Source organism: Streptomyces sp. NPDC045955 (assembly GCF_056430805.1).
This window is the reverse complement of the sequence record NZ_JBWKKY010000005.1, coordinates 420,825-439,821: the sequence shown is the minus strand read 5'-3', so window position 1 is coordinate 439,821 and position 18,997 is coordinate 420,825. Positions and strand designations below refer to the sequence as shown.

The window sequence follows — 18,997 nt, the reverse complement described above, 5'->3', positions numbered from 1 at the left end:
GGCCAGTGTGCACCACTCCACCGACAACGTGACGCCGATCACGTCAGGCCCACTCGTTCCGTCAGCTCGCACCGGCCGCCGCGCGCCCCCACGCGACCGGGAGCGGGGGCTACCAGCGGGGCATCGAGGGCGTCACCCACTCCGGGTCGGCGACCCGCATGGCCGCCGCGTCGTCGCGGTCGCACAGCGCACCGTCGTCGTCCAGCCACCGCCGGTGCAGCACGGCCAGCCGCTCACGGTCGAGCTCCACACCGAGCCCCGGCGCGTCGGGCACGGCCACCGTGCCGCCCTCGAAGGTGAGCCGCTCGGTGAGCACGTCCTCCGACTGCCACGGGTAGTGGGAGTCGCAGGCGTGGTGGAGGTTCGGGACGGTGGCCGCCACGTGGGTCATCGCGGCGAGCGAGATGCCCAGGTGGGTGTTGGAGTGCATCGACACGCCGACGCCGAAGGTGCGGCAGATGGCCGCCAGCTGCTGGGTGTTGCGCAGTCCGCCCCAGTAGTGATGGTCGGAGAGCACCACCTGAACGGCGCCCCTGGTGAACGCCTCCTTGATCTCGGCGAAGGTCGTCACGCACATGTTGGTGGCGAGCGGCACCCCGGTCCGCTCGGCGACCTCGGCCATGGCGGGGGTGCCGAGGGTCGGGTCCTCCAGGTACTCCAGGACGTCCCCGAGCTCCCGCGCCACCTTCAGCGAGGTCTCCGGGGACCAGGCGCCGTTGGGGTCGAGCCGCAGCGGGTGCCCGGGGAACGCCTCGGCGAGCGCCCGCACGGCCGCGATCTCCTCGTCGGGCGGGAAGACACCGCCCTTGAGCTTGAAGGAGGTGAAGCCGTACCGCTCGGTGAACCGGCGGGCCTGTGCCACCACTCCGGCCGGGTCGACGGCGGCCCCCCAGTCGTCCTTCTCGCCGGCGACGCCCTCCGGGTGGCCGGCCCACTTGTAGAACAGGTAGGCGCTGTACTCGACGGCGTCGCGCACCTTGCCGCCGAGCAGCGCGTGCACGGGCAGTCCGAGGGCCTTGCCGAGGGCGTCGAGGCACGCGACCTCGAAGCCGGAGACGACGGAGAGACGCAGCTTGTCGGCCGTCTGGACGCCGCGCAGCCCGCCGACGTCCACGGCGTTCTCGACCCGGGAGCGGTCGACGGCGACCTGGTCCGCGACCGTGAACAGCCCGTTGAGGTCGCTGACCCGCCGTCCCTTCAGCCGCTCGGCGAAGGGCCGGGCCAGCTCCAGGTACTTGGTGTCACCGTAGGTCTCCCCCACGCCGGTAACCCCGTCCGCCGTGACGACCTCGACGATCAGCCGGGGCGTGTAGGGCTGGTGCACGCCCTGCGTGTTGAGCAGCGGCGGGTCCGCGACCAGGATCGGCGTCAGCCGTACGTCGGTGATGTCGAGGTTCACTGGGCGGCTCCTACGAGGTCGAGTCCCGCGGTGAGGAGGGCGGTGAGGGCGGCCAGGTGGGCGGGCGAGGGGTCGGTGAGCGGGGCGCGGACGGGCCCCACCGGGTGGCCGCGCAACCGGGCCGCCGCCTTCACCAGCGACACGGCGTACCCGGGGACGCGGTCGCGCAGTTCGACGAGCGGGACGTAGAAGCCGCGCAGCAGTTTGTCGACGGTGCCGTGGTCGCCGTCGCGCAGGGCGGTGAAGAAGGCGTCGGCGATCTCGGGGGCGAAGGCGTGGACGGCGGAGGAGTAGGCGGGGACGCCGACGGCGGCGTAGGCGCGGGCCTGGATCTCGGCGGTGGCGGCGCCGTTGAAGAAAAGGAAGTCCTCGGGCGCGGCGAGGGTGAGGCGCTGGAGCCGGTCGAGGTCGCTGTGGCCGTCCTTGAGGCCGATGACGCCTGGCAGGGCCGCGATGCGTCTGAGCGACTCGGCGGTGAACGTGACCTGGCCGCGCTGGTAGGCGATCAGGGGCAGCCGGGTGCGGGCGGCGATCTGTTCCAGCTGGGCGACGAGTCCGTCCTGCGGGGCTGCGACGAGGTAGTGCGGCAGCACGAGGAGCGCGTCGGCGCCGGCGTCCTCGGCGATGCGCGCGAACCGGACGGCCTGCGCCCAGCCGTAGCCGATGCCCGCGACGACGGGGACGCGGCCCGCCGCCTCCTCGACCGTGATGGTGACGACCTGCCGGTACTCGTCCTCGTCGAGCGAGAAGAACTCGCCGGTGCCGCAGGCGGGGAAGACGGCTCCGGGCGAGGCGGCGAGCCGGTCCGCGACGTAGGCGCGGAAGCCGTCCGGGTCGAGGCCGCCGTCGTCGCGGAAGCTGGTCAGCGGGAACGACAGCACGCCCCCCGCCATGCCCTTCCGCAGCCGGTGTGCGACCGCACCCGGGCCGGCGCTCACGGTCGTCTCCTCGGTCATCCCCTCGCCATCTCCTTATGTAGACGTCGTTTATGTATGAGAATGAAGGTTGAGTGGGCGAACGTCAACCGCACGGGGCGGCCCGATTACGATCGGCACATGTCAGACACAGGTGGCGTCCGCGAAGTGAAGTCCGCGGCCCGCACGGTCGAACTGCTGGAACTCCTGGCGGCGCGCGGCGACCGCCCGGCCCGGCTGCAGGAGCTGGCCGACGAACTCGGCGTGCCGCGCAGCTCGATGTACGCGCTGCTCCAGACCCTGGTCTCGCGCGGCTGGGTCCGCACGGACGTCACCGGCTCCCTGTACGGCATCGGCATCCACGCCCTGCTCACCGGCACCAGCTACCTCGACTCCGACCCCCGGGTCCGGGCCGTACGGCCGTATCTCGACGAGGCGTCCGAGGCACTCGGCGAGACGATCCACATGGGCCGGCTGGACGGCCGGGACGTGGCCTACCTGGCGACGCGGGAGTCGCACGAGTACCTGCGCACGATCAGCCGGGTGGGGCGGCGCCTGCCCGCGCACGCCGGAGCCCTGGGCAAGGCCCTGCTGGCACAGCGCCCGGACGCGGACCTGCCCGAGGGGCCGTACGAGGCGCTGACCCCGAACACGCACACCAGCCGGGCGTCCCTGGCGGCCGACCTCGCCCAGGTACGGGCGCGTGGCTGGTCCGTGGACCGGGAAGAGGGCGTGACCGGCATCGTCGGCTTCGGGTTCGCACTGCGCTACGACACCCCGGCGCTGGACGCGATCAGCTGCTCGGTGCCGGTGGCCCGGCTCACGCCGGAGCACGAGGAGCGGATCATCGCCGTGATGCGGGAGATCCGGGCGAAGGCGGAGGCGACGGTCCCGGGGGCCGGATCGGTGCACTGGCGTTAGCGGAAACGCCCCCGCCACCTGGCGAAAGGCCTTCGCCTACCCGGCCTTCACCGCATCAAACACAACGTGGTACACATCACAAGCTGCGGGTTAACTCGTACGACTACTTGCTTGATACAAATTGCCCGCGCGTTCCTGTCCGTCGACGGTCGTCGCCAATCCCCCACCTCCACCGCTCCTTTCGCATGCCCTGGGAACGCCCGTGCTCGCCCCCCGCACCACCCCCTGGCCCCTCGTCGCCCTTTTCACGGCCGGGTACCTCGCCCCGTACCTGCTGCCGACCACCGTCGGCAGACTCGACTCGGGCCTTCCGCTCTCCGCCACCCAGGCCGGCGCCGTCGGCAGTGCGCTGCTGCTGAGTTCGGCGGCCGCCGGGTTCGCCCTGGCCTCACGGGTCGAGGCCCTCGGAGCCCGCACGCTCGCCCGGCTCGGGCTCGCACTCGCCCTGCTCGGCTACGGCGCTGCCGCACTGACCACCGCCGTCCCGGCCGTCGTCGCGGGCGCGATGGTCGGCGGCTTCGGATCCGGCACGGCCACCACCGTGGCCGCCACCCTGATAGCCGCCCAGCGGGATCCGCACCGGGCCTCCACGGCCGGGTTGCTCACCGTCTCCGCCCTCGCGGGCGCCGTGTATCTGACGGTCCCGCACCTCGGCCCGGGGCACGGCCTGCCCCTGGCCGCGATCGCCCTCACGGCCCTGGCCGTATGGCCGTTGACCGGCCGCCTGCCCGCCGGCGCGCCCGCCGCGCCCACGCGGCACCACAAGGCCCGGCTGCCCCACGCCCGTTCGGGCCTGGTGCTGGCCGCCGCCATGCTGTGCTGGTCGCTCGCCCAGAACTCCCTGTGGGGCGTCAGCGGACAGATCGGGCTGACCCAGGCCCACCTCGGCGAGGCCACCGTCGGAGCGGTCTTCGCCGTGGCGCTGGGCGCCGGACTGACCGGTGTCCTCGCGGCGGGCGCGCTCGGGGCGCGGCTGGGACGCGCGGTGCCGATCGGAGCGGGCACGGTCCTGATCGCCGGCTGCATCGTGCTCAGCGCCTCCGCGACCGACCTGACGAGCTTCGCCACCGGCGAGATCGCCTGGAACACCCTGTATCCGGTGGTGCTGTCGTACCTGATCGGGCTCGCCGCCTCGCTCGACCCGCGCGGCCGCTGGGCGGTGCTCGTCGGCTCGGCGTCCTCGCTGGGCACGGCCGCCGGGCCGCTCGCCGGCAGCGTGCTGTCGGCGCAGGCCGGATTCCCGGTCATGGGCGCGATCCTGGCCGCCGGTCTGCTGGTGGTCGCCCTGCCGATGACCGCCGTCGCCCTGCACACGAGCGGGCGTCCGCTGCTCGCCGGGGCGATCCGCCGCCGCGGCGGCCACCCGGCCGCCCTGGTCGCCGCCACCACGGGCACCCCCACCGGCGCGGTCCCCGAGATCGGCGCCCGCGAACAGCAGGTGGTGGAGATCCCCGTGGAAGCCCCGGCCGTCCCGGCCCAGCGCGCCTACGGCAAGGCGGGGTCGCAGGTCCTGTGAGGCCGGGGGTCCTCCGAGGCCGGGGCGTCTGCCACGGCCGCGGGTTCCTCAGCGGAACTCGTAGGCCTCCACCTCGGCGAGATACCGCGCCCGCAGCTCCTCGTCGTCCTCCAGAAACGAGGCGAGGAAGGAGTTGCGGGCGAGCTCGCGCAGCCGCTCCTCGCTCAGGCCGAGGGTGTCGCGGACGGCGTCGAAATTGTCACCGGCGTACCCGCCGAAGTACGCCGGATCGTCCGAGTGCACCGTGCACATCAGGCCCGCCTCCAGCATGGCGGGCAGCGGATGGTCGGCGAGAGTGTCGACGGTGCGCAGCCGGACGTTCGACAGGGGGCACAGCGTCAGCGGCACCCGCTCCCGCACCAGCCTCTCCACCAGGCCCGGGTCCTCCACGCAGCGCAGCCCGTGGTCGACCCGCTCGACGCCGAGGACGTCCAGCGCCTCGGTGATGTACTCCGGCGGCCCCTCCTCACCGGCGTGCGCGACCCGCCGCAGACCGAGCGCGGCAGCGGCCTCGTACACCTCGCGGAACTTCGCCGGCGGATGCCCGACCTCGGCCGAGTCGAGTCCGACGCCGGTGATCCGGTCCAGGTACGGCTTGGCGGCGTCCAGGGTCGCCAGGGCCGACTCGGCGGACTCGTCGCGCAGGAAGCACAGGATCAGCCGGGTCGAGACGCCGTGCCGGGACTCGCTGTCGCCGAGCGCCCGCCACAGCCCCTCGACGACCGTGCCGAGCTCCAGACCGCGGCTGGTGTGGGCCTGCGGGTCGAAGAAGATCTCCGCGTGCCGCACGCCCTGGGCGGCGGCGCGTTCGAGGTAGGCGTTCGCGAGGTCCTCGAAGTCCCGCTCGGTGCGCAGGACGGCCATGAGCTCGTAGTACAGGTTCAGGAACGACTGGAGGTCCTCGAACCGGTAGGCCTCGCGCAGCTCGTCCGTGTCCGCGTACGGCAGCGTGAGGCCGTTGCGCGTGGCGAGCTCGAAGGCGAGTTCCGGTTCCAGGGTGCCTTCGATATGAAGGTGCAGTTCGGCTTTGGGGAGGGACATCAATTCATCGTACGGCCGTTTCACCGACGCTTCGGAACCGGCACCCTCAGCAGATCGTGCGCCACGGTCAGCTCCCCCTCGTAGCCCGCCGCCCGCGCCTGCCGCTCGAACTCGTCCGGGTCGGTGTAGCGCTGGCTGAAGTGGGTCAGCACGAGGTGCCGCACACCGCCGTCCCGGGCCACCCGGGCGGCCTGACCAGCCGTCAGGTGGCCGTGTTCCACCGCGAGTTGCTCGTCCTCGTCGAGGAAGGTCGACTCGATGACGAGCATGTCGCAGCCCTCGGCGAGCGCGTACACCCCCTCGCACAGCCGGGTGTCCATGACGAACGCGAACCGCTGCCCGCGCCGTACCTCGCTGACGTCCTCGAGGGAGACCCCGCCGAGCGAACCCTCGCGCTGGATCCGGCCGACGTCCGGTCCCTTGATGCCGTGCGCGGCGAGCCGCTCGGGCAGCATCCGGCGGCCGTCGTGCTCGACGATCCGGTAGCCGTACGACTCGATCGAGTGCGACAGCCTGCGGGCGTCCAGCGTGTACGACGGCGTGACCGCGAGCACGCCGTCCCCGTCGGCCGGGGCCTCGGTGATGAAGACGGTCGCGCGGTAGGGCGTGGCGTACTGGAGACGCTCGTAGAAGCGCTGCCCGGACTTCGGGTAATGGGCGGTGATCTCGTGCGGCACCTGGTCGAGGTTGATGCGCTGGATGACCCCGGGCAGACCGAGTGCGTGGTCGCCGTGGAAGTGCGTGACGCAGATCCGGTTCAGGTCGTGCGCGGCGACCCCGGCCCGCACCATCTGGCGCTGCGTGCCCTCGCCGGGGTCGAACAGGATGCCCTCGCCGTCCCAGCGGAGCAGGTAGCCGTTGTGGTTGCGGTGGCGGGTCGGGACCTGGCTGGCGGTGCCGAGCACCACGAGTTCGCGTACGGACAAGGCGTTGTCCCGTTATCCGGGGGGCCATTCGAGGCCGCGGCCGCCGAGCACGTGGCCGTGCACGTGCCAGACCGTCTGGCCGGCGCCGCTGCCGGTGTTGAAGACGAGGCGGTAGCTGTCCAGCTTTTCCTCGTCGGCGACGGCCTGGGCTTCGCGGAGCACGTCCGCGGTGAGGGCCGGGTCGGCGGCGGCGAGGACGGCGGCGTTCTCGTAGTGCGCCTTGGGGATGATCAGGACGTGCGTGGGGGCCTGGGGGTTGATGTCGCGGAACGCGACGGTGGTGTCTGTCTGGCGGACGATCGTCGCCGGGATGGTTCCGGCGACGATCTTGCAGAACAGGCAGTCTTCCTGGGGCTCCCCTGCCATTTTCCCTCCGAGGGTCAGCCGAATGCGGTCTTGGTCGGGCATCGTATCGTCGTCGGGTGCGGGCCGTTTGTGGCTGGTCGCGCCCACGCGGCGGAGCCGCACATCGACGCAGCCCCGCGCCCCTAAGAGGCCGGCAGACTCGGGGGCGTCTTGGCGGGACTGGACTCCAGGGCCTCCAACGCCAGCCGGATCGCCTCGTCCAGTTGGGTGTCCCTTCCCGCAGCATAGTCCTGCGGGCGTTGGAGGATCTCCACGTCGGGATCCACCCCGTGGTTCTCCACTCCCCACTCGTAGCCCTCCAGCCAGAAGGCGTACTTGGGCTGGGTGACCAGGGTGCCGTCGACCAGGCGGTAGCGGCTGTCGATGCCGATGACGCCGCCCCAGGTGCGAGTGCCGACCACCGGGCCGAGGCCCAGGGCCTTGATCGCGGCGTTGACGATGTCGCCGTCGGAGCCGGAGAACTCGTTGGCGACGGCCACGACGGGGCCGCGGGGGGCGTCCTCGGGGTAGCTGTAGGGGCGCATGCCGCGCGGGACGGCCCAGCCGACGATACGGCGGGCGAGTTTCTCGACGACCAGCTGGGAGGTGTGACCGCCGCGGTTCTCCCGGACGTCGACGACCAGGCCCTCGCGGGCCACCTCGACACGCAGGTCGCGGTGGATCTGGGCCCAGCCGGGGGCCTGCATGTCCGGGACGTGGAGGTAGCCGAGGCGGCCGCCGGACTTCTCGTGGACGTAGGCGCGCCGGTCGGCGACCCAGGCGTGGTAGCGCAGCGGCTCCTCGTCGGCGACCGGGACGACGACGGCGTGCCGCGGGTCGCCGCCGCCGGACGGGGAGATGGTCAGCTCGACCGGCTTGCCCGCCGTGCCGATCAGCAGCGGGCCGGGGCCGGTCACCGGGTCGACCGGCTGGCCGCTGATGGCGAGGATCGCGTCCCCGGGGCGTACGGCGACGCCGGGCGCGGCCAGCGGGCTGCGCGCGTCCGGGTCGGAGGTCTCGGAGGGCAGGATGCGGTCGACGCGCCAACTGCCGTCCTCGTGACGGGAGATGTCCGCGCCGAGCAGGCCCTGGCGGGGGCCGCCACCGAAGCCGCCGCGCGGGGTGACGTAGGCGTGCGAGGTGCCGAGTTCGCCCTGCACCTCCCACAGCAGGTCGACCAGGTCGTCGTGGGTGGCGAGCCGGTCCACGACCGGCCGGTAGCGGTCGAGGACGCCGGCCCAGTCGACGCCGCTCATGTCCGGCCGCCAGAAGTGGTCACGCATGATGCGGCCGTTCTCGTCGAACATCTGCCGCCACTCGGCGGCCGGGTCGACGAACTGGCGTACGCGGCCCAGATCGACGGTGATGTTGGTGTCGCTGTCGTCGTCGCCGGAGGCGCGCCGGTCGCTGGGGACGACCTTCAGCCGCCCGTCGGTCCACAACAGCACCCGCTTGCCGTCGCCGCTGACCTCGAAGTGGTCGGCGTCGACGGCGAGATGCTCGACGCGCTGCTGGGCGAGGTCGTAGCGCTCCAGCTCGGACTTGGGCTCGGGGTCGTCGGGGGTGGCCCGGGACGCGCCGAGCACACCGGCGACCGGGTGGCGCAGCCATAGCACGCCGTCCTTGGCGGCCCGCAGGTTGGAGTAGCGGGCGGCCTCGACCGGGAAGGGCACGATGCGGTCGGCGAGGCCTTCGAGGTCGATACGGGTGGTGGGGGTGCCCTCGCTGTCGGGGGTCTCCTCCCGGTCGGGCGTCTCGAAGGACCGGCCGTGCCGCTGCGGCCCGAACGGGGAGGGCGTGGTGGCCGCGAGCGTGATCAGATGCGGCCGGGCGCCCTCCACGAAGGCCAGGTCGAAGACGTGCTCGTCGTAGACCGGGTCGAAGGAGCGCGTCGACAGGAACGCGAGGTGCTTGCCGTCCGTCGTGAACGCCGGCGCGTAGTCCTGGAAGCGCAACGGGGTCGCCTCGGTGACCGACAGGTCGGTGGTGTTGGCGAGCTTCAGCTGCGACAGGGGCCGCGGGCCGGGGTGGGACCAGGCGAGCCAGGACGAGTCGGGGGAGAAGACCAGCCCCGAGACATCGCCGTCATCGCTGCGGTCCACCTCCCGCACTTCGCCCGTCTCCCTCTCGACGAGCAGCAGACGGCCGTCGTGGCAGGCCACGGCCGCGCGACTGCCGTCCGGTGCCATGGCGAGCTCCAGCACCCTGCCGAGCTGCCCGGCGGCGAGCCGGCGCGGTGTCGCCCCGGGTGCGAGGCCGGTGGCGGGCGCGAACTCCAGGGCGTCGTCGCCCTCCGCGTCCGTGACCCATACCACCCACTCCTCGCCGTCCGCGCGGAACGTCCGCGGCAGCCGGGCCCGGACGCCGGGCGTCGCGGCCAGGGCGCGGGCCGGGCCGGAGCGGTGGGTGACCCAGTGGACGCAGCCGCGCACGGACACGGCGCTGCCGCGCGCGGTGTGGTCCGGGGACGCCGACCCGAACCAGCGGGAGGCGTTCACGGGGAACGGCTGGAGGTCGACGCGCTGTCCGCCGAGCCGCACGTCGAGCCGCCGCGGCTCGGCCCCGTCCAGGTCGTCCAGCACCCACAGTTCACCGGCGCTGGAGTAGACGACACGGGTGCCGTCGGTCGCGGCATGCCGGGCATAGAAGCCGTCGAGCGGGGTGTGCCGGCGCAGGTCGGACCCGTCGGCGAGGGAGGAGTACAGCGCGCCGGTGCCCTCGTGGTCGGAGAGGAAGGCGATCCGGTCCCCCACCCACAGCGGATACTCGATGTTCCCGTCGAGCTCCTCGTGCAGCCGGGCGAACTCCCCGTCGCCGTCCCGGTCGATCCACAACTTGCCCGCCGTACCGCCCCGGTACCGCTTCCACCAGGCGGCCTCACGCCCCATCGGCGCGGACAGCAGGACGACGCTCGGCCCGTAGGCGATGTCACCGACCGGCCCGTACGGCAGGATGGTGGCCGGACCGCCGTCGAGCGGGACGGCACGCGCCCAGGTGCGGCGCAGGCTCGCCTGGCCCTGGGAGCTGATCGCGAGCACGTCGCCGTCCGGGGTCCAGCCGCGCACCTGGGTCTTCAGACTGCCCCAGTACGTCAGGCGCTTGGCGGGGCCGCCGTCGACCGGGGCGATGTGCACCTCGGGGGCACCGTCGCGGGTGGAGGTCCAGGCGACCGTGGTGCCGTCGGGCGAGATACGGGGCAGGGTCACCGGCACGTTCTCGGCGCTGACCCGCCAGGCCCGTCCGCCGTCGAGGGGAGCGAGCCACACGTCGTCCTCGGCGGTGAAGGCGACCAGGTCACCGTGCACGTGGGGGAAGCGGAGGTAAGCAGGCGATGCGGACTGTGTCACCCGATCACCCTATGCAGGGAGGCCGTCGTACGGACAGGGTTCGGATCACTTGCCCTCCACAGGGCGGCAGTCCGGGTACCGATCGCACCAGATGGTCTGCGTGACGGTCACGGTGACGGTGGGACCGGGCTGCCCGTTCGAGGGACCGCCTCCGACGGGCGGCGGGCTGGTGGAGTCGCAGTCACCGAGTCCGTCGACCTCGAACCACACCTTGCCGTCGACCTTGGCGGTGATGTTCCCGCGTACACAGGCGCCGTCCACAGCGTGGGTGACCTCGCCGTCGACGGTGATGTCCTTCCCGTCCTCCGTCTCCCCCTCGCAGTCGACGGTGACGACGGTCCTCTCACTCGCCGACGGCGACGGCTTCCCGCCCTGGCCGGAATCCCCGTAGGACCCGGTGCACGTCAGCCAGCGCACGCCCGCCTTCTGCCGGTTGAGCTCCTTGGTGACGGCTTCGTCGGTGGTGTACGCGACGGTCGCGGAGCTGATCCCGCCACCGGGTTCACACGCCACCACGCCGCCGACGACAGCCACCGCGCAGGTCACCGCGACCGCCACCGTACGGTTGCGCGGCCCTCGCCAAATCCTCCTCAGTGCCCCCATGGAGGGGAGCCTGCCACCGTCGGGGGCCGCGCGGTAGGGCGCAAAGGCGTCAGCCGCGCAGCAGCAACCACTCCTGCAGCTCGACCAAGTTGCCCTCGGGGTCCTTGAGGTGGGCGACGCGCAGGCGGTCGGTCAGGTGGGTCGGGCCGTGGAGGATCGTGGCGCCGCGCATCGTGATCTCCTCGCAGTACCCGTTCAGGGCGTCGACGCGCAGGACCACCAGGGAGCGGTGGCCGTTCGCCGTGTCGCCCAGCTCGTCAAGGATCTCGGCCATCATCGAGCGGTCCTGCAACGCGATCCCCGCGGAGCCGACGGCGGGGCTGAACTTCTCGTACGGCCCGTCCACCGCCCCCGACTGCGGCTTGAGGCCGAGGACCTCGCCGTAGAAGTGGTAGCAGGCGGCGAAGTCGGTCACGAGCAGTCGTACCTGTGCGAGTTCCACGGTGCCTCCGAGAAGGGTTCAGGTCCAGCGGCCGGTGCGAGCCAGGAGCACGGCCGCGGCCGCCGTCCCGGCAGTCGATGTGCGCAGCACACTGCGCCCGAGGCGATACGCCTTGCCCCCCGCTTGTGCGAACAGCGCCAACTCCTCCGGCGCCACGCCCCCTTCGGGTCCCACGACGAGCACGATGTCACCGGACGACGGCAGTTCGGCCGTCGCCAGTGCCTCGTCCCCGCTCTCGTGCAGCACGGCGGCGAAGTCGGCAGCGGCCAGCAGCGCGGCGACCTGCTTGGTCGTCGCCGCCTCCGCGACCTGCGGGAAGCGCACCCGGCGAGACTGCTTGCCCGCCTCCCGGGCCGTCGCCCGCCACTTGCCCAGCGCCTTCAGTCCGCGGTCGCCCTTCCACTGCGTGATGCAGCGCGCCGCCGCCCACGGCACGATCGCGTCGACGCCGACCTCCGTCATCGTCTCGACGGCCAGCTCCCCGCGGTCGCCCTTGGGCAGCGCCTGGACGACGGTGAGGCGGGGCTGCTCCGGCGGTTCCTCGATCACGGGGTCCAGCCGGACGATCAGCCGGTCCTTGCCCTCGGTGTCGAGCACCACGCCGTCCGCCCAGCGCCCGGCCCCGTCCGTGAGGACGACGTCCTCACCGGGCCGCAGCCGCTTCACGGAGACGGCGTGCCGCCCCTCCGGGCCGTCGAGGACATGACGGCCGCCCCCGGCCGCGTCGAAGTGCTCGACCACGAACACCGGAGCCGTCATCGGATTCCGCCTCCGCCCGACAGCGCTGTCCGCGCCGCGGCGAGTTCACCGGCCAGCACCTCCACCAGCTGCCCGGCGGGCAGCTCCCGCGCCATCCGGTGCCCCTGCCCGGCCCACAGCGCCATGCCCTGCGCGTCCCCCGCCTTGGCGGCGGCCTTGCGCAGCGGCGAGGTGAGGTGGTGGATCTCGGGATAGGCGGCGGGCGCGTACGGGCCGTGCTCGCGCAGGAAGCGGTTGACCAGGCCGCGCGCCGGGCGTCCGGAGAAGGCCCGGGTCAGCTCCGTACGGACGAACAGGGGGTTGGTCAGCGCCTGCTTGTGCAGGGCGTTCGCGCCCGACTCGGCGGTGGCGAGGAACGCGGTGCCGAGCTGGGCCGCGCTCGCGCCCGCCGCGAGGACCGCGGCGATCTGGCCGCCGCGCATGATGCCGCCGGCGGCGATGATCGGGATGTTCACGGTCTCCCGGACCTGGGCGACCAGCGACAGCAGCCCGATGCCGCAGCCGTCCGTCTCGGGGATGTCCCGGTGCGTGCCCTGGTGGCCGCCGGCCTCGACGCCCTGCGCGATGACCGCGTCCGCGCCGGACCGCTCGACGGCCCGGGCCTCGTCGGGGGTGGTGGCGGTGACCAGGACGAAGGTGCCGACCCGGTGCAGGGCGTCGACGACCTCCCGGCTCGGTGTGCCGAAGTGGAACGACACCACCGGCACGGGGTTGTCGCGCAGGACCGCGAGTTTGGTCTCGTAGCCGTCGTCGCGGCCGCTGTCGGGGTCGCCGAGCTCGGCCTCGTACCAGGAGGCCTCGCCGGCCAGCTGGTGGGCGTAGACGTCGATGGCGGCGGCAGAAGCGGGCGCGGCGCCAGCCGCTCCCGTGGAGCCGGTGCTCGCACCGGGGTACTCCGGCTGCGGCATGAAGAGGTTCACGCCGAAGGGCCTGCCGGTGAGGCTCCTCAGCTGCTTGATCTCCTCGTACATCCCGTCGGCGGTCTTGTACCCGGCGGCGAGGAACCCGAGCCCGCCCGCCTCGCACACGGCGGCGGCGAGTTTCGGCACGGAGACGCCGCCCGCCATGGGGGCCTGCACGATCGGGTGGGGGAAGAGATCGGTCAGCGCGGAGGACATGACCGCATGTTGTCACGTCCTCCGGACTACTCCGAAACCGGCCTGCCGTGTGGCATAGACCAGAGGAAAAGCCACCTGCCGCCCCCCTGGGAAGCCGGCGTCAGCGCCCGTTGAACGCGTCCTTCAGCCGAGAGAACAACCCCTGCTGCCCCGGCTGACCGCGCCCGCCCGGGGGCCGACCCCCGGACCCCCAGCAGCCACCGGGCCACCGACCTCAGCGCCCGTTGAACGCGTCCTTCAGCCGAGAGAACAGCCCCTGCTGCCCTGGCTGGAACTGACCCGTGGGCCGTTCCTCGCCGCGCAGCTTGGCCAGCTCGCGCAGCAGGCGCTCCTGCTCGACGTCCAGCTTGTTCGGGGTCTGGACCTCGACGTGGACGATGAGGTCGCCGCGTCCGCCGCCCCGCAGGTGCGTGACACCGCGCCCGTGCAGCGGGATCGACTGGCCGGACTGGGTGCCCGGGCGGATGTCGACCTCCTCCAGGCCGTCCAGCGTCTCCAGCGGCACCTTCGTGCCGAGGGCGGCCGCCGTCATCGGGAGCGTGACCGTGCAGTGCAGGTCGTCGCCGCGCCGCTGGAACTGCGAGTGCGGCAGTTCGTGGATCTCGACGTACAGGTCGCCCGCGGGACCGCCGCCGGGCCCGACCTCGCCCTCACCGGCGAGCTGAATCCGCGTGCCGTTGTCGACACCGGCCGGGATCTTGACCGTGAGCGTACGGCGGGACCGCACGCGCCCGTCGCCCGCGCACTCCGGGCACGGCGTGGGCACCACCGTGCCGAAGCCCTGGCACTGCGGGCAGGGGCGCGAGGTCATGACCTGGCCGAGGAAGGACCGCGTGACCTGGGACACCTCACCGCGACCGCGGCACATGTCACACGTCTGGGCGGAGGTGCCCGGCGCCGCGCCCTCACCGTTACAGGTGTTGCAGACGACCGCCGTGTCGACCTGGATGTCCTTCGTCGTGCCGAAGGCCGCCTCGTCGAGCTCCACCTCGATGCGGATCATCGCGTCCTGGCCGCGGCGGGTGCGCGAGCGCGGTCCGCGCTGCGACGCCGTGCCGAAGAACGCGTCCATGATGTCGGAGAAGTTCCCGAAGCCGCCGGCCCCGAAGCCGCCCGCGCCGCCGCCTCCGGCCTGCGAGAGCGGGTCGCCGCCGAGGTCGTAGACCTGCTTCTTCTGCGGGTCCGACAGCACCTCGTAGGCGGCGTTGATCTCCTTGAACCGCTCCTGGGTCTTCGGATCGGGGTTGACGTCCGGGTGCAGCTCGCGCGCGAGCCGCCGGAAGGCCTTCTTGATCTCTTCCTGCGACGCGTCGCGGCGCACGCCGAGTACGGCGTAGTAGTCCGTGGCCACTACGACTCCGCCAGGATCTGTCCGACGTACCGTGCCACTGCGCGTACCGCTCCCATCGTTCCCGGGTAGTCCATGCGGGTCGGTCCGACCACGCCGAGCTTGGCGACAGCCTCGCCGCCCGAACCGTAGCCGACCGACACGACGGACGTGGAGTTGAGTCCTTCGTGGGCGTTCTCATGACCGATCCGTACGGTCATGCCCGGATCCTGCGCCTCGCCGAGCAGCTTGAGGAGCACCACCTGCTCCTCCAGCGCCTCCAGCACCGGCCGGATCGTGAGGGGAAAGTCGTGCCCGAAGCGGGTCAGGTTGGCGGTGCCGCCGATCATCAGCCGCTCCTCGTTCTCCTCGACGAGCGTCTCCAGAAGTGTGGAGAGCACCGTGGAGACCGTACCCCGGTCCTCGTGCTCGAACGCCTCCGGCAGATCCTCCACCAGACTCGGCACATCCGTGAAACGGCGGTTCGCCACCCGGCTGTTGAGCCGCGCGCGCAGATCCGCGAGCGAGGCCTCGCCGAAGGGCGCCGGGCAGTCGACCACGCGCTGCTCGACCCGCCCGGTGTCCGTGATCAGCACGAGCATCAGCCGCGCGGGCGCGAGAGCGAGCAGCTCCACGTGCCGCACGGTCGAGCGGGTCAGCGACGGGTACTGCACGACGGCGACCTGGCGTGTGAGCTGGGCCAGCAGCCGTACCGTCCGCGCCACGACGTCGTCGAGATCGACGGCGCCCTCGAGGAAGTTCTGGATCGCGCGCCGCTCGGGCGCGGTCATCGGCTTGACGCCGGCCAGCTTGTCCACGAACAGCCGGTAGCCCTTGTCGGTGGGGATGCGCCCGGCGCTGGTGTGCGGCTGGGCGATGTACCCCTCGTCCTCCAGGGCCGCCATGTCGTTGCGGACGGTGGCCGGCGAGACGCCGAGGTTGTGCCGCTCGGTGAGGGCCTTGGAGCCGACCGGCTCCTCGGTGCCGACGTAGTCCTGGACGATGGCGCGCAGCACCTGGAGCCTGCGTTCACTGAGCATTCGCGCGCACCTCCAGAAGTCGTCCGCCTGGTGTCCTGCCTGTGGGCCTGGCACTCTGCGCGTGCGAGTGCCAGCATTCCCCGCCCAGTGTACGGCTGTGGGGTACGCCCCCGGCAAGGCTGGTCGCGTGCTGTCGTGCCCGGGGCGGCGGTCACCGCTAGCGTCGCTGTATGACGGTGACTTGGGAAGAGCTCGGATGGGAGCGCGTGGCCGCGGGGGTGGGGCGGTGCCGGCTCCCGGTGTGGGACTGCACGGCGGGGCTGGTCGCCGGTGAGGGCGCGGTCCTCATGATCGACGCGGGGTCGAGCCCGGCCGAGGGCGCGCGGTTGCGCGAGCAGGCGCGGTCCCTCACCGGTCACCGTGTGACGCATCTCGCGCTGACCCATCCCCACTTCGACCATGTCTTCGGGGTGGCGGAGTTCACGGACGCGGAGGTGTTCGGCGCGGTGGGCGTGGACGCGGTGCTGACGCGCCTGCGGGACCACGAGGAGCTCCGCGCGGACGCGGTGCGCCACGGCCTGGCGGAGACCACCGCGCGGGAGGCGGCGGACCGGCTGGTCGCGCCCCGCCACCTGGTCTCCGGCGAGTGGACCCTCGACCTGGGCGGCGGGCGCCAGGTCCTGCTGGCGAACGTGGGCCCCGGGCACACCGCGCACGACCTGGCGGTCCTGGTGCCGGGCGATCCGGAGGTCGTCTTCTGCGGCGACCTGGTCGAGGAGTCCGGCGAGCCGCAGGCGGGCCCCGACGCCGTGCCCTCGCACTGGCCGGCCGCCCTGGACCGGCTGCTCGACCTGGGCGGCGAGGACGCGCTGTACGTGCCCGGTCACGGAGCGGTGGTGGACGCGGCGTTCGTCCGCGCCCAGCGCGACGCGCTGGCCGCCGGTTTCGGCGTGTCTCCGTGACCACCCACCGGCTTCTCCTATCGTCATCAGAATGCGCCAGTACTCGCCCGATCTGACTCCGCCGTGGAAGAAGCCGCAGCCGGTCCCCGAGGTTCCGGCGGAGCCGGGCCTGGTGGTCGAGGAGACCGGGACAGGTTTCTGCGGCGCGGTGATCCGCTGTGAGGCGGGCACGGTGACCCTGGAGGACCGCTTCGGCAAGCACCGGGTGTTCCCCTTGGAGCCGCGCGGGTTCCTCCTGGAGGGCAGGGTCGTGACCCTGGTCCGCCCCTCGCCCGCAGGCCCCGCCCGTCCCACCCGTACGGCGTCCGGTTCGGTGGCCGTCCCCGGCGCCCGCGCCCGCGTGGCCCGCGCCGGGCGCATCTACGTCGAGGGCCGGCACGACGCCGAGCTGGTCGAGAAGGTCTGGGGCGACGACCTGCGCATCGAGGGCGTGGTCGTGGAGTACCTGGAGGGCGTCGACGACCTGCCGTCGATCGTCGCCGACTTCGCCCCCGGCCCGGACGCGCGGCTGGGCGTCCTGGTGGACCACCTGGTGCCGGGCTCGAAGGAGTGGCGCATCGCGCAGTCGGTGACGAGCGACCACGCCCTGGTCGTCGGCCACCCCTACATCGACATCTGGGAGGCGGTGAAACCGTCGTCCCTGGGCATCGAGGCGTGGCCCCGGGTCCCGCGCGGCCAGGACTGGAAGACGGGGGTGTGCAGGGCGCTGGGCTGGCCGGAGAACACGGGAGCGGCCTGGCAGCGGATCCTGTCGGGCGTCCGGTCGTACAAGGACCTGGAGCCGGAACTGCTGGGCAGAGTCGAGGAACTGATCGACTTCGTGACGGCTCCCTAGCTGCGGGCAGTCGTGCCGCTCCTGTTGCGAAAGTGGCCTCGTCGCCCGGAGGACGGCCGCGCGGCGTCCGGTGCGTGCTCTGGGGGTCCCCCCGGCCGAAGGCTGGGGGAGTGCCGCCCGGAAGCCCTCGTGCTGGGCGTACTCGGGCTTTCGGGCAGTGCGGCGAGTGGGGGCACCTCCCACGCCCTCAAGGCAGTGGGGGTGCCGGGCGTCGCGCGGCAGAGGGCACTTTCGCAACAGGCCCTAGGGGCGGCACGGGTGGGCGCAGCGGCACCCCGCTCCGCCGGGCTGCGGTCCCACCCGGCCCAGCACCAACGCCGCAGCACCTCAGTCCACGAGGTCCCTCACCACCGCATCGGCCAGCAACCGCCCCTGCAACGTCAGCACAGCATGCCCCTCCTCGTACGGAGCGGCATCCAGAAGCCCGTCCGACAACGCCCTGCGCGAGGCAGCCAGCCCCTCCTCCCGCAGCAACGACAACGGCACACCGTCCCGCAGCCGCAACTCCAGCAGAATCCGCTCGACCCGCCGGTCCTCCTCCGACAGCACCTCACGCCCCGCACCGGGCGACCGCCCCGCCGCCAGCGCCGCCGCATACGCCCCGGGATGCTTCACGTTCCACCACCGCACCCCGCCCACATGGCTGTGCGCGCCCGGCCCGGCCCCCCACCAGTCGGCTCCCCGCCAGTACAGCTCGTTGTGCAGACAGCGCCCCGCCTTCGACGTGGCCCAGTTCGACACCTCGTACCACTCGAAGCCCGCGCCCGAGAGAACCTCGTCCGCGATCAGGTACCGGTCGGCATGCACATCGTCGTCGGTCATCGGCACCTCGCCCCGGCGGATCCGCCGAGCCAGCTGCGTCCCCTCCTCGACGATCAGGGCGTACGCGCTGACATGGTCCGGCCCGGCCCCCAGCACCGCGTCCAGCGACGCCCGCCAGTCGTCGTCGGACTCCCCCGGCGTGCCGTAGATCAGGTCGAGGTTCACATGCTCGAACCCGGCCGCCCGGGCCTCCGCGACACACGCCTCCGGCCGCCCCGGCGTATGCGTCCGGTCCAGCACCTTCAGTACATGCTGCCGCGCACTCTGCATCCCGAAGGAGATCCGGTTGAAGCCCCCCTCACGCAGGGCCTCCAGATACGCCGGATCCACCGACTCCGGGTTCGCCTCGGTCGTGACCTCGGCGTCCTCCGCCAGCCCGAACTCGTCACGGACGGCCGCGAGCATCCGCACCAGGTCACCGGCGTCGAGCAGGGTGGGCGTCCCCCCGCCCACGAACACCGTACGAACGGGCCGCGGGTCGTCCCCGAGCACCTTCCGCGCCAGCCGGACCTCGTCGACCAGCGTCTCGGCGTAGTTGTCGCGTGAGGCCAGCACGCCACCGGTGCCGCGCAGCTCGGTCGCCGTGTAGGTGTTGAAGTCGCAGTAGCCGCAGCGGGTCGCGCAGTACGGGACGTGCAGGTAGAACCCGAGCGGACGGTCGGCGGCCCCGGCGAGGGCGGACGCGGGCAGCGCGCCGTCGTCGGGGACGGGCTCGCCGTCGGGGAGTGCGGAAGGCATAC

General features: G+C 72.7%; 17 protein-coding genes. 4 read left to right on the top strand and 13 right to left on the bottom strand.

Annotated elements, in window-relative coordinates:
• Positions 1 to 109 precede the first annotated feature (109 nt).
• Both AC07F0_RS13475 and AC07F0_RS13470 read right to left on the bottom strand, forming a co-directional pair.
• Positions 110 to 1,399: a glucarate dehydratase family protein gene (locus tag AC07F0_RS13475; RefSeq protein ID WP_478978086.1), complete on the bottom strand. Its 1,290-nt coding sequence runs from the start codon at positions 1,397 to 1,399 to the stop codon at positions 110 to 112.
• Positions 1,396 to 2,355 (bottom strand): 5-dehydro-4-deoxyglucarate dehydratase, encoded by a 960-nt coding sequence (locus AC07F0_RS13470; protein ID WP_478978083.1) that lies wholly within the window; start codon positions 2,353 to 2,355, stop codon positions 1,396 to 1,398. The genes AC07F0_RS13475 and AC07F0_RS13470 overlap by 4 nt, the downstream gene beginning before the upstream one ends.
• A gap of 99 nt (positions 2,356 to 2,454) precedes the next feature.
• On the opposite strand from AC07F0_RS13470, the gene AC07F0_RS13465 reads away from it, so the two are divergent.
• Both AC07F0_RS13465 and AC07F0_RS13460 read left to right on the top strand, forming a co-directional pair.
• Positions 2,455 to 3,234, top strand: a complete 780-nt coding sequence (locus AC07F0_RS13465) for an IclR family transcriptional regulator (protein WP_478978080.1) — start codon at positions 2,455 to 2,457, stop codon at positions 3,232 to 3,234.
• A 202-nt stretch (positions 3,235 to 3,436) separates the two neighbouring features.
• Positions 3,437 to 4,750, top strand: coding sequence for an MFS transporter (locus AC07F0_RS13460; RefSeq protein WP_478978077.1), 1,314 nt, complete (start codon positions 3,437 to 3,439; stop codon positions 4,748 to 4,750).
• A 48-nt stretch (positions 4,751 to 4,798) separates the two neighbouring features.
• Here the strand turns inward: AC07F0_RS13460 and AC07F0_RS13455 are convergent, their stop codons facing one another.
• From AC07F0_RS13455 to hrcA, 10 genes are all read right to left on the bottom strand, one after another.
• Complete coding sequence (locus tag AC07F0_RS13455; RefSeq protein ID WP_478978075.1) at positions 4,799 to 5,791, bottom strand: adenosine deaminase; 993 nt, start codon at positions 5,789 to 5,791, stop codon at positions 4,799 to 4,801.
• A gap of 20 nt (positions 5,792 to 5,811) precedes the next feature.
• Complete coding sequence (locus tag AC07F0_RS13450) at positions 5,812 to 6,717, bottom strand: ribonuclease Z (RefSeq protein WP_478978072.1); 906 nt, start codon at positions 6,715 to 6,717, stop codon at positions 5,812 to 5,814.
• Between the two features lie 12 nt (positions 6,718 to 6,729).
• Positions 6,730 to 7,083: a histidine triad nucleotide-binding protein gene (locus AC07F0_RS13445; RefSeq protein WP_478978069.1), complete on the bottom strand. Its 354-nt coding sequence runs from the start codon at positions 7,081 to 7,083 to the stop codon at positions 6,730 to 6,732.
• Positions 7,084 to 7,205: 122 nt separating this feature from the next.
• Positions 7,206 to 10,409 carry a S41 family peptidase gene (locus AC07F0_RS13440; RefSeq protein WP_478978066.1) on the bottom strand — a complete coding sequence of 1,068 codons (3,204 nt, stop codon included), beginning with the start codon at positions 10,407 to 10,409 and terminating at the stop codon, positions 7,206 to 7,208.
• Between the two features lie 45 nt (positions 10,410 to 10,454).
• Positions 10,455 to 11,012 carry a hypothetical protein gene (locus tag AC07F0_RS13435; RefSeq protein ID WP_478978063.1) on the bottom strand — a complete coding sequence of 186 codons (558 nt, stop codon included), beginning with the start codon at positions 11,010 to 11,012 and terminating at the stop codon, positions 10,455 to 10,457.
• A gap of 49 nt (positions 11,013 to 11,061) precedes the next feature.
• On the bottom strand, positions 11,062 to 11,454 hold the full coding sequence (locus AC07F0_RS13430; protein WP_436731073.1) for a VOC family protein: 393 nt from the start codon (positions 11,452 to 11,454) through the stop codon (positions 11,062 to 11,064).
• Between the two features lie 18 nt (positions 11,455 to 11,472).
• Complete coding sequence (locus tag AC07F0_RS13425) at positions 11,473 to 12,213, bottom strand: 16S rRNA (uracil(1498)-N(3))-methyltransferase (RefSeq protein ID WP_478978060.1); 741 nt, start codon at positions 12,211 to 12,213, stop codon at positions 11,473 to 11,475.
• Positions 12,210 to 13,331: a nitronate monooxygenase gene (locus AC07F0_RS13420; RefSeq protein ID WP_478978057.1), complete on the bottom strand. Its 1,122-nt coding sequence runs from the start codon at positions 13,329 to 13,331 to the stop codon at positions 12,210 to 12,212. Before AC07F0_RS13420 ends, AC07F0_RS13425 begins: the two co-directional genes overlap by 4 nt.
• Before the next feature lie 214 nt (positions 13,332 to 13,545).
• A complete protein-coding gene (gene dnaJ / locus AC07F0_RS13415) occupies positions 13,546 to 14,682 on the bottom strand; it encodes a molecular chaperone DnaJ (RefSeq protein WP_020270536.1) in 1,137 nt (378 codons plus the stop codon).
• Positions 14,682 to 15,698 (bottom strand): heat-inducible transcriptional repressor HrcA, encoded by a 1,017-nt coding sequence (gene hrcA, locus AC07F0_RS13410; protein WP_478978054.1) that lies wholly within the window; start codon positions 15,696 to 15,698, stop codon positions 14,682 to 14,684. Before hrcA ends, dnaJ begins: the two co-directional genes overlap by 1 nt.
• Before the next feature lie 170 nt (positions 15,699 to 15,868).
• Between hrcA and AC07F0_RS13405 the strand changes: the two genes are divergently transcribed.
• Together AC07F0_RS13405 and AC07F0_RS13400 are read left to right on the top strand one after the other, a co-directional pair.
• Positions 15,869 to 16,600, top strand: a complete 732-nt coding sequence (locus AC07F0_RS13405) for an MBL fold metallo-hydrolase (RefSeq protein WP_478978051.1) — start codon at positions 15,869 to 15,871, stop codon at positions 16,598 to 16,600.
• A 31-nt stretch (positions 16,601 to 16,631) separates the two neighbouring features.
• On the top strand, positions 16,632 to 17,435 hold the full coding sequence (locus AC07F0_RS13400; RefSeq protein ID WP_478978048.1) for a DUF3097 domain-containing protein: 804 nt from the start codon (positions 16,632 to 16,634) through the stop codon (positions 17,433 to 17,435).
• Positions 17,436 to 17,762: 327 nt separating this feature from the next.
• On the opposite strand, the gene hemW is transcribed toward AC07F0_RS13400, so the two are convergent.
• The gene (gene hemW / locus AC07F0_RS13395) at positions 17,763 to 18,995 is read right to left on the bottom strand and encodes a radical SAM family heme chaperone HemW (protein ID WP_478978045.1); all 1,233 of its coding nucleotides are present in this window, start codon (positions 18,993 to 18,995) and stop codon (positions 17,763 to 17,765) included.
• Positions 18,996 to 18,997 lie beyond the last annotated feature (2 nt).

Coding starts and splice junctions, on each gene's coding strand:
- hemW (WP_478978045.1), bottom strand. CDS start 18,995: ATGCCTTCCGCACTCCCCGACGGCGAGCCCGTCCCCGACGACGGCGCG.
- AC07F0_RS13425 (WP_478978060.1), bottom strand. CDS start 12,213: ATGACGGCTCCGGTGTTCGTGGTCGAGCACTTCGACGCGGCCGGGGGC.
- hrcA (WP_478978054.1), bottom strand. CDS start 15,698: ATGCTCAGTGAACGCAGGCTCCAGGTGCTGCGCGCCATCGTCCAGGAC.
- AC07F0_RS13455 (WP_478978075.1), bottom strand. CDS start 5,791: ATGTCCCTCCCCAAAGCCGAACTGCACCTTCATATCGAAGGCACCCTG.
- AC07F0_RS13435 (WP_478978063.1), bottom strand. CDS start 11,012: ATGGGGGCACTGAGGAGGATTTGGCGAGGGCCGCGCAACCGTACGGTG.
- AC07F0_RS13400 (WP_478978048.1), top strand. CDS start 16,632: ATGCGCCAGTACTCGCCCGATCTGACTCCGCCGTGGAAGAAGCCGCAG.
- AC07F0_RS13405 (WP_478978051.1), top strand. CDS start 15,869: ATGACGGTGACTTGGGAAGAGCTCGGATGGGAGCGCGTGGCCGCGGGG.
- AC07F0_RS13470 (WP_478978083.1), bottom strand. CDS start 2,355: ATGACCGAGGAGACGACCGTGAGCGCCGGCCCGGGTGCGGTCGCACAC.
- AC07F0_RS13420 (WP_478978057.1), bottom strand. CDS start 13,331: ATGTCCTCCGCGCTGACCGATCTCTTCCCCCACCCGATCGTGCAGGCC.
- AC07F0_RS13465 (WP_478978080.1), top strand. CDS start 2,455: ATGTCAGACACAGGTGGCGTCCGCGAAGTGAAGTCCGCGGCCCGCACG.
- AC07F0_RS13445 (WP_478978069.1), bottom strand. CDS start 7,083: ATGGCAGGGGAGCCCCAGGAAGACTGCCTGTTCTGCAAGATCGTCGCC.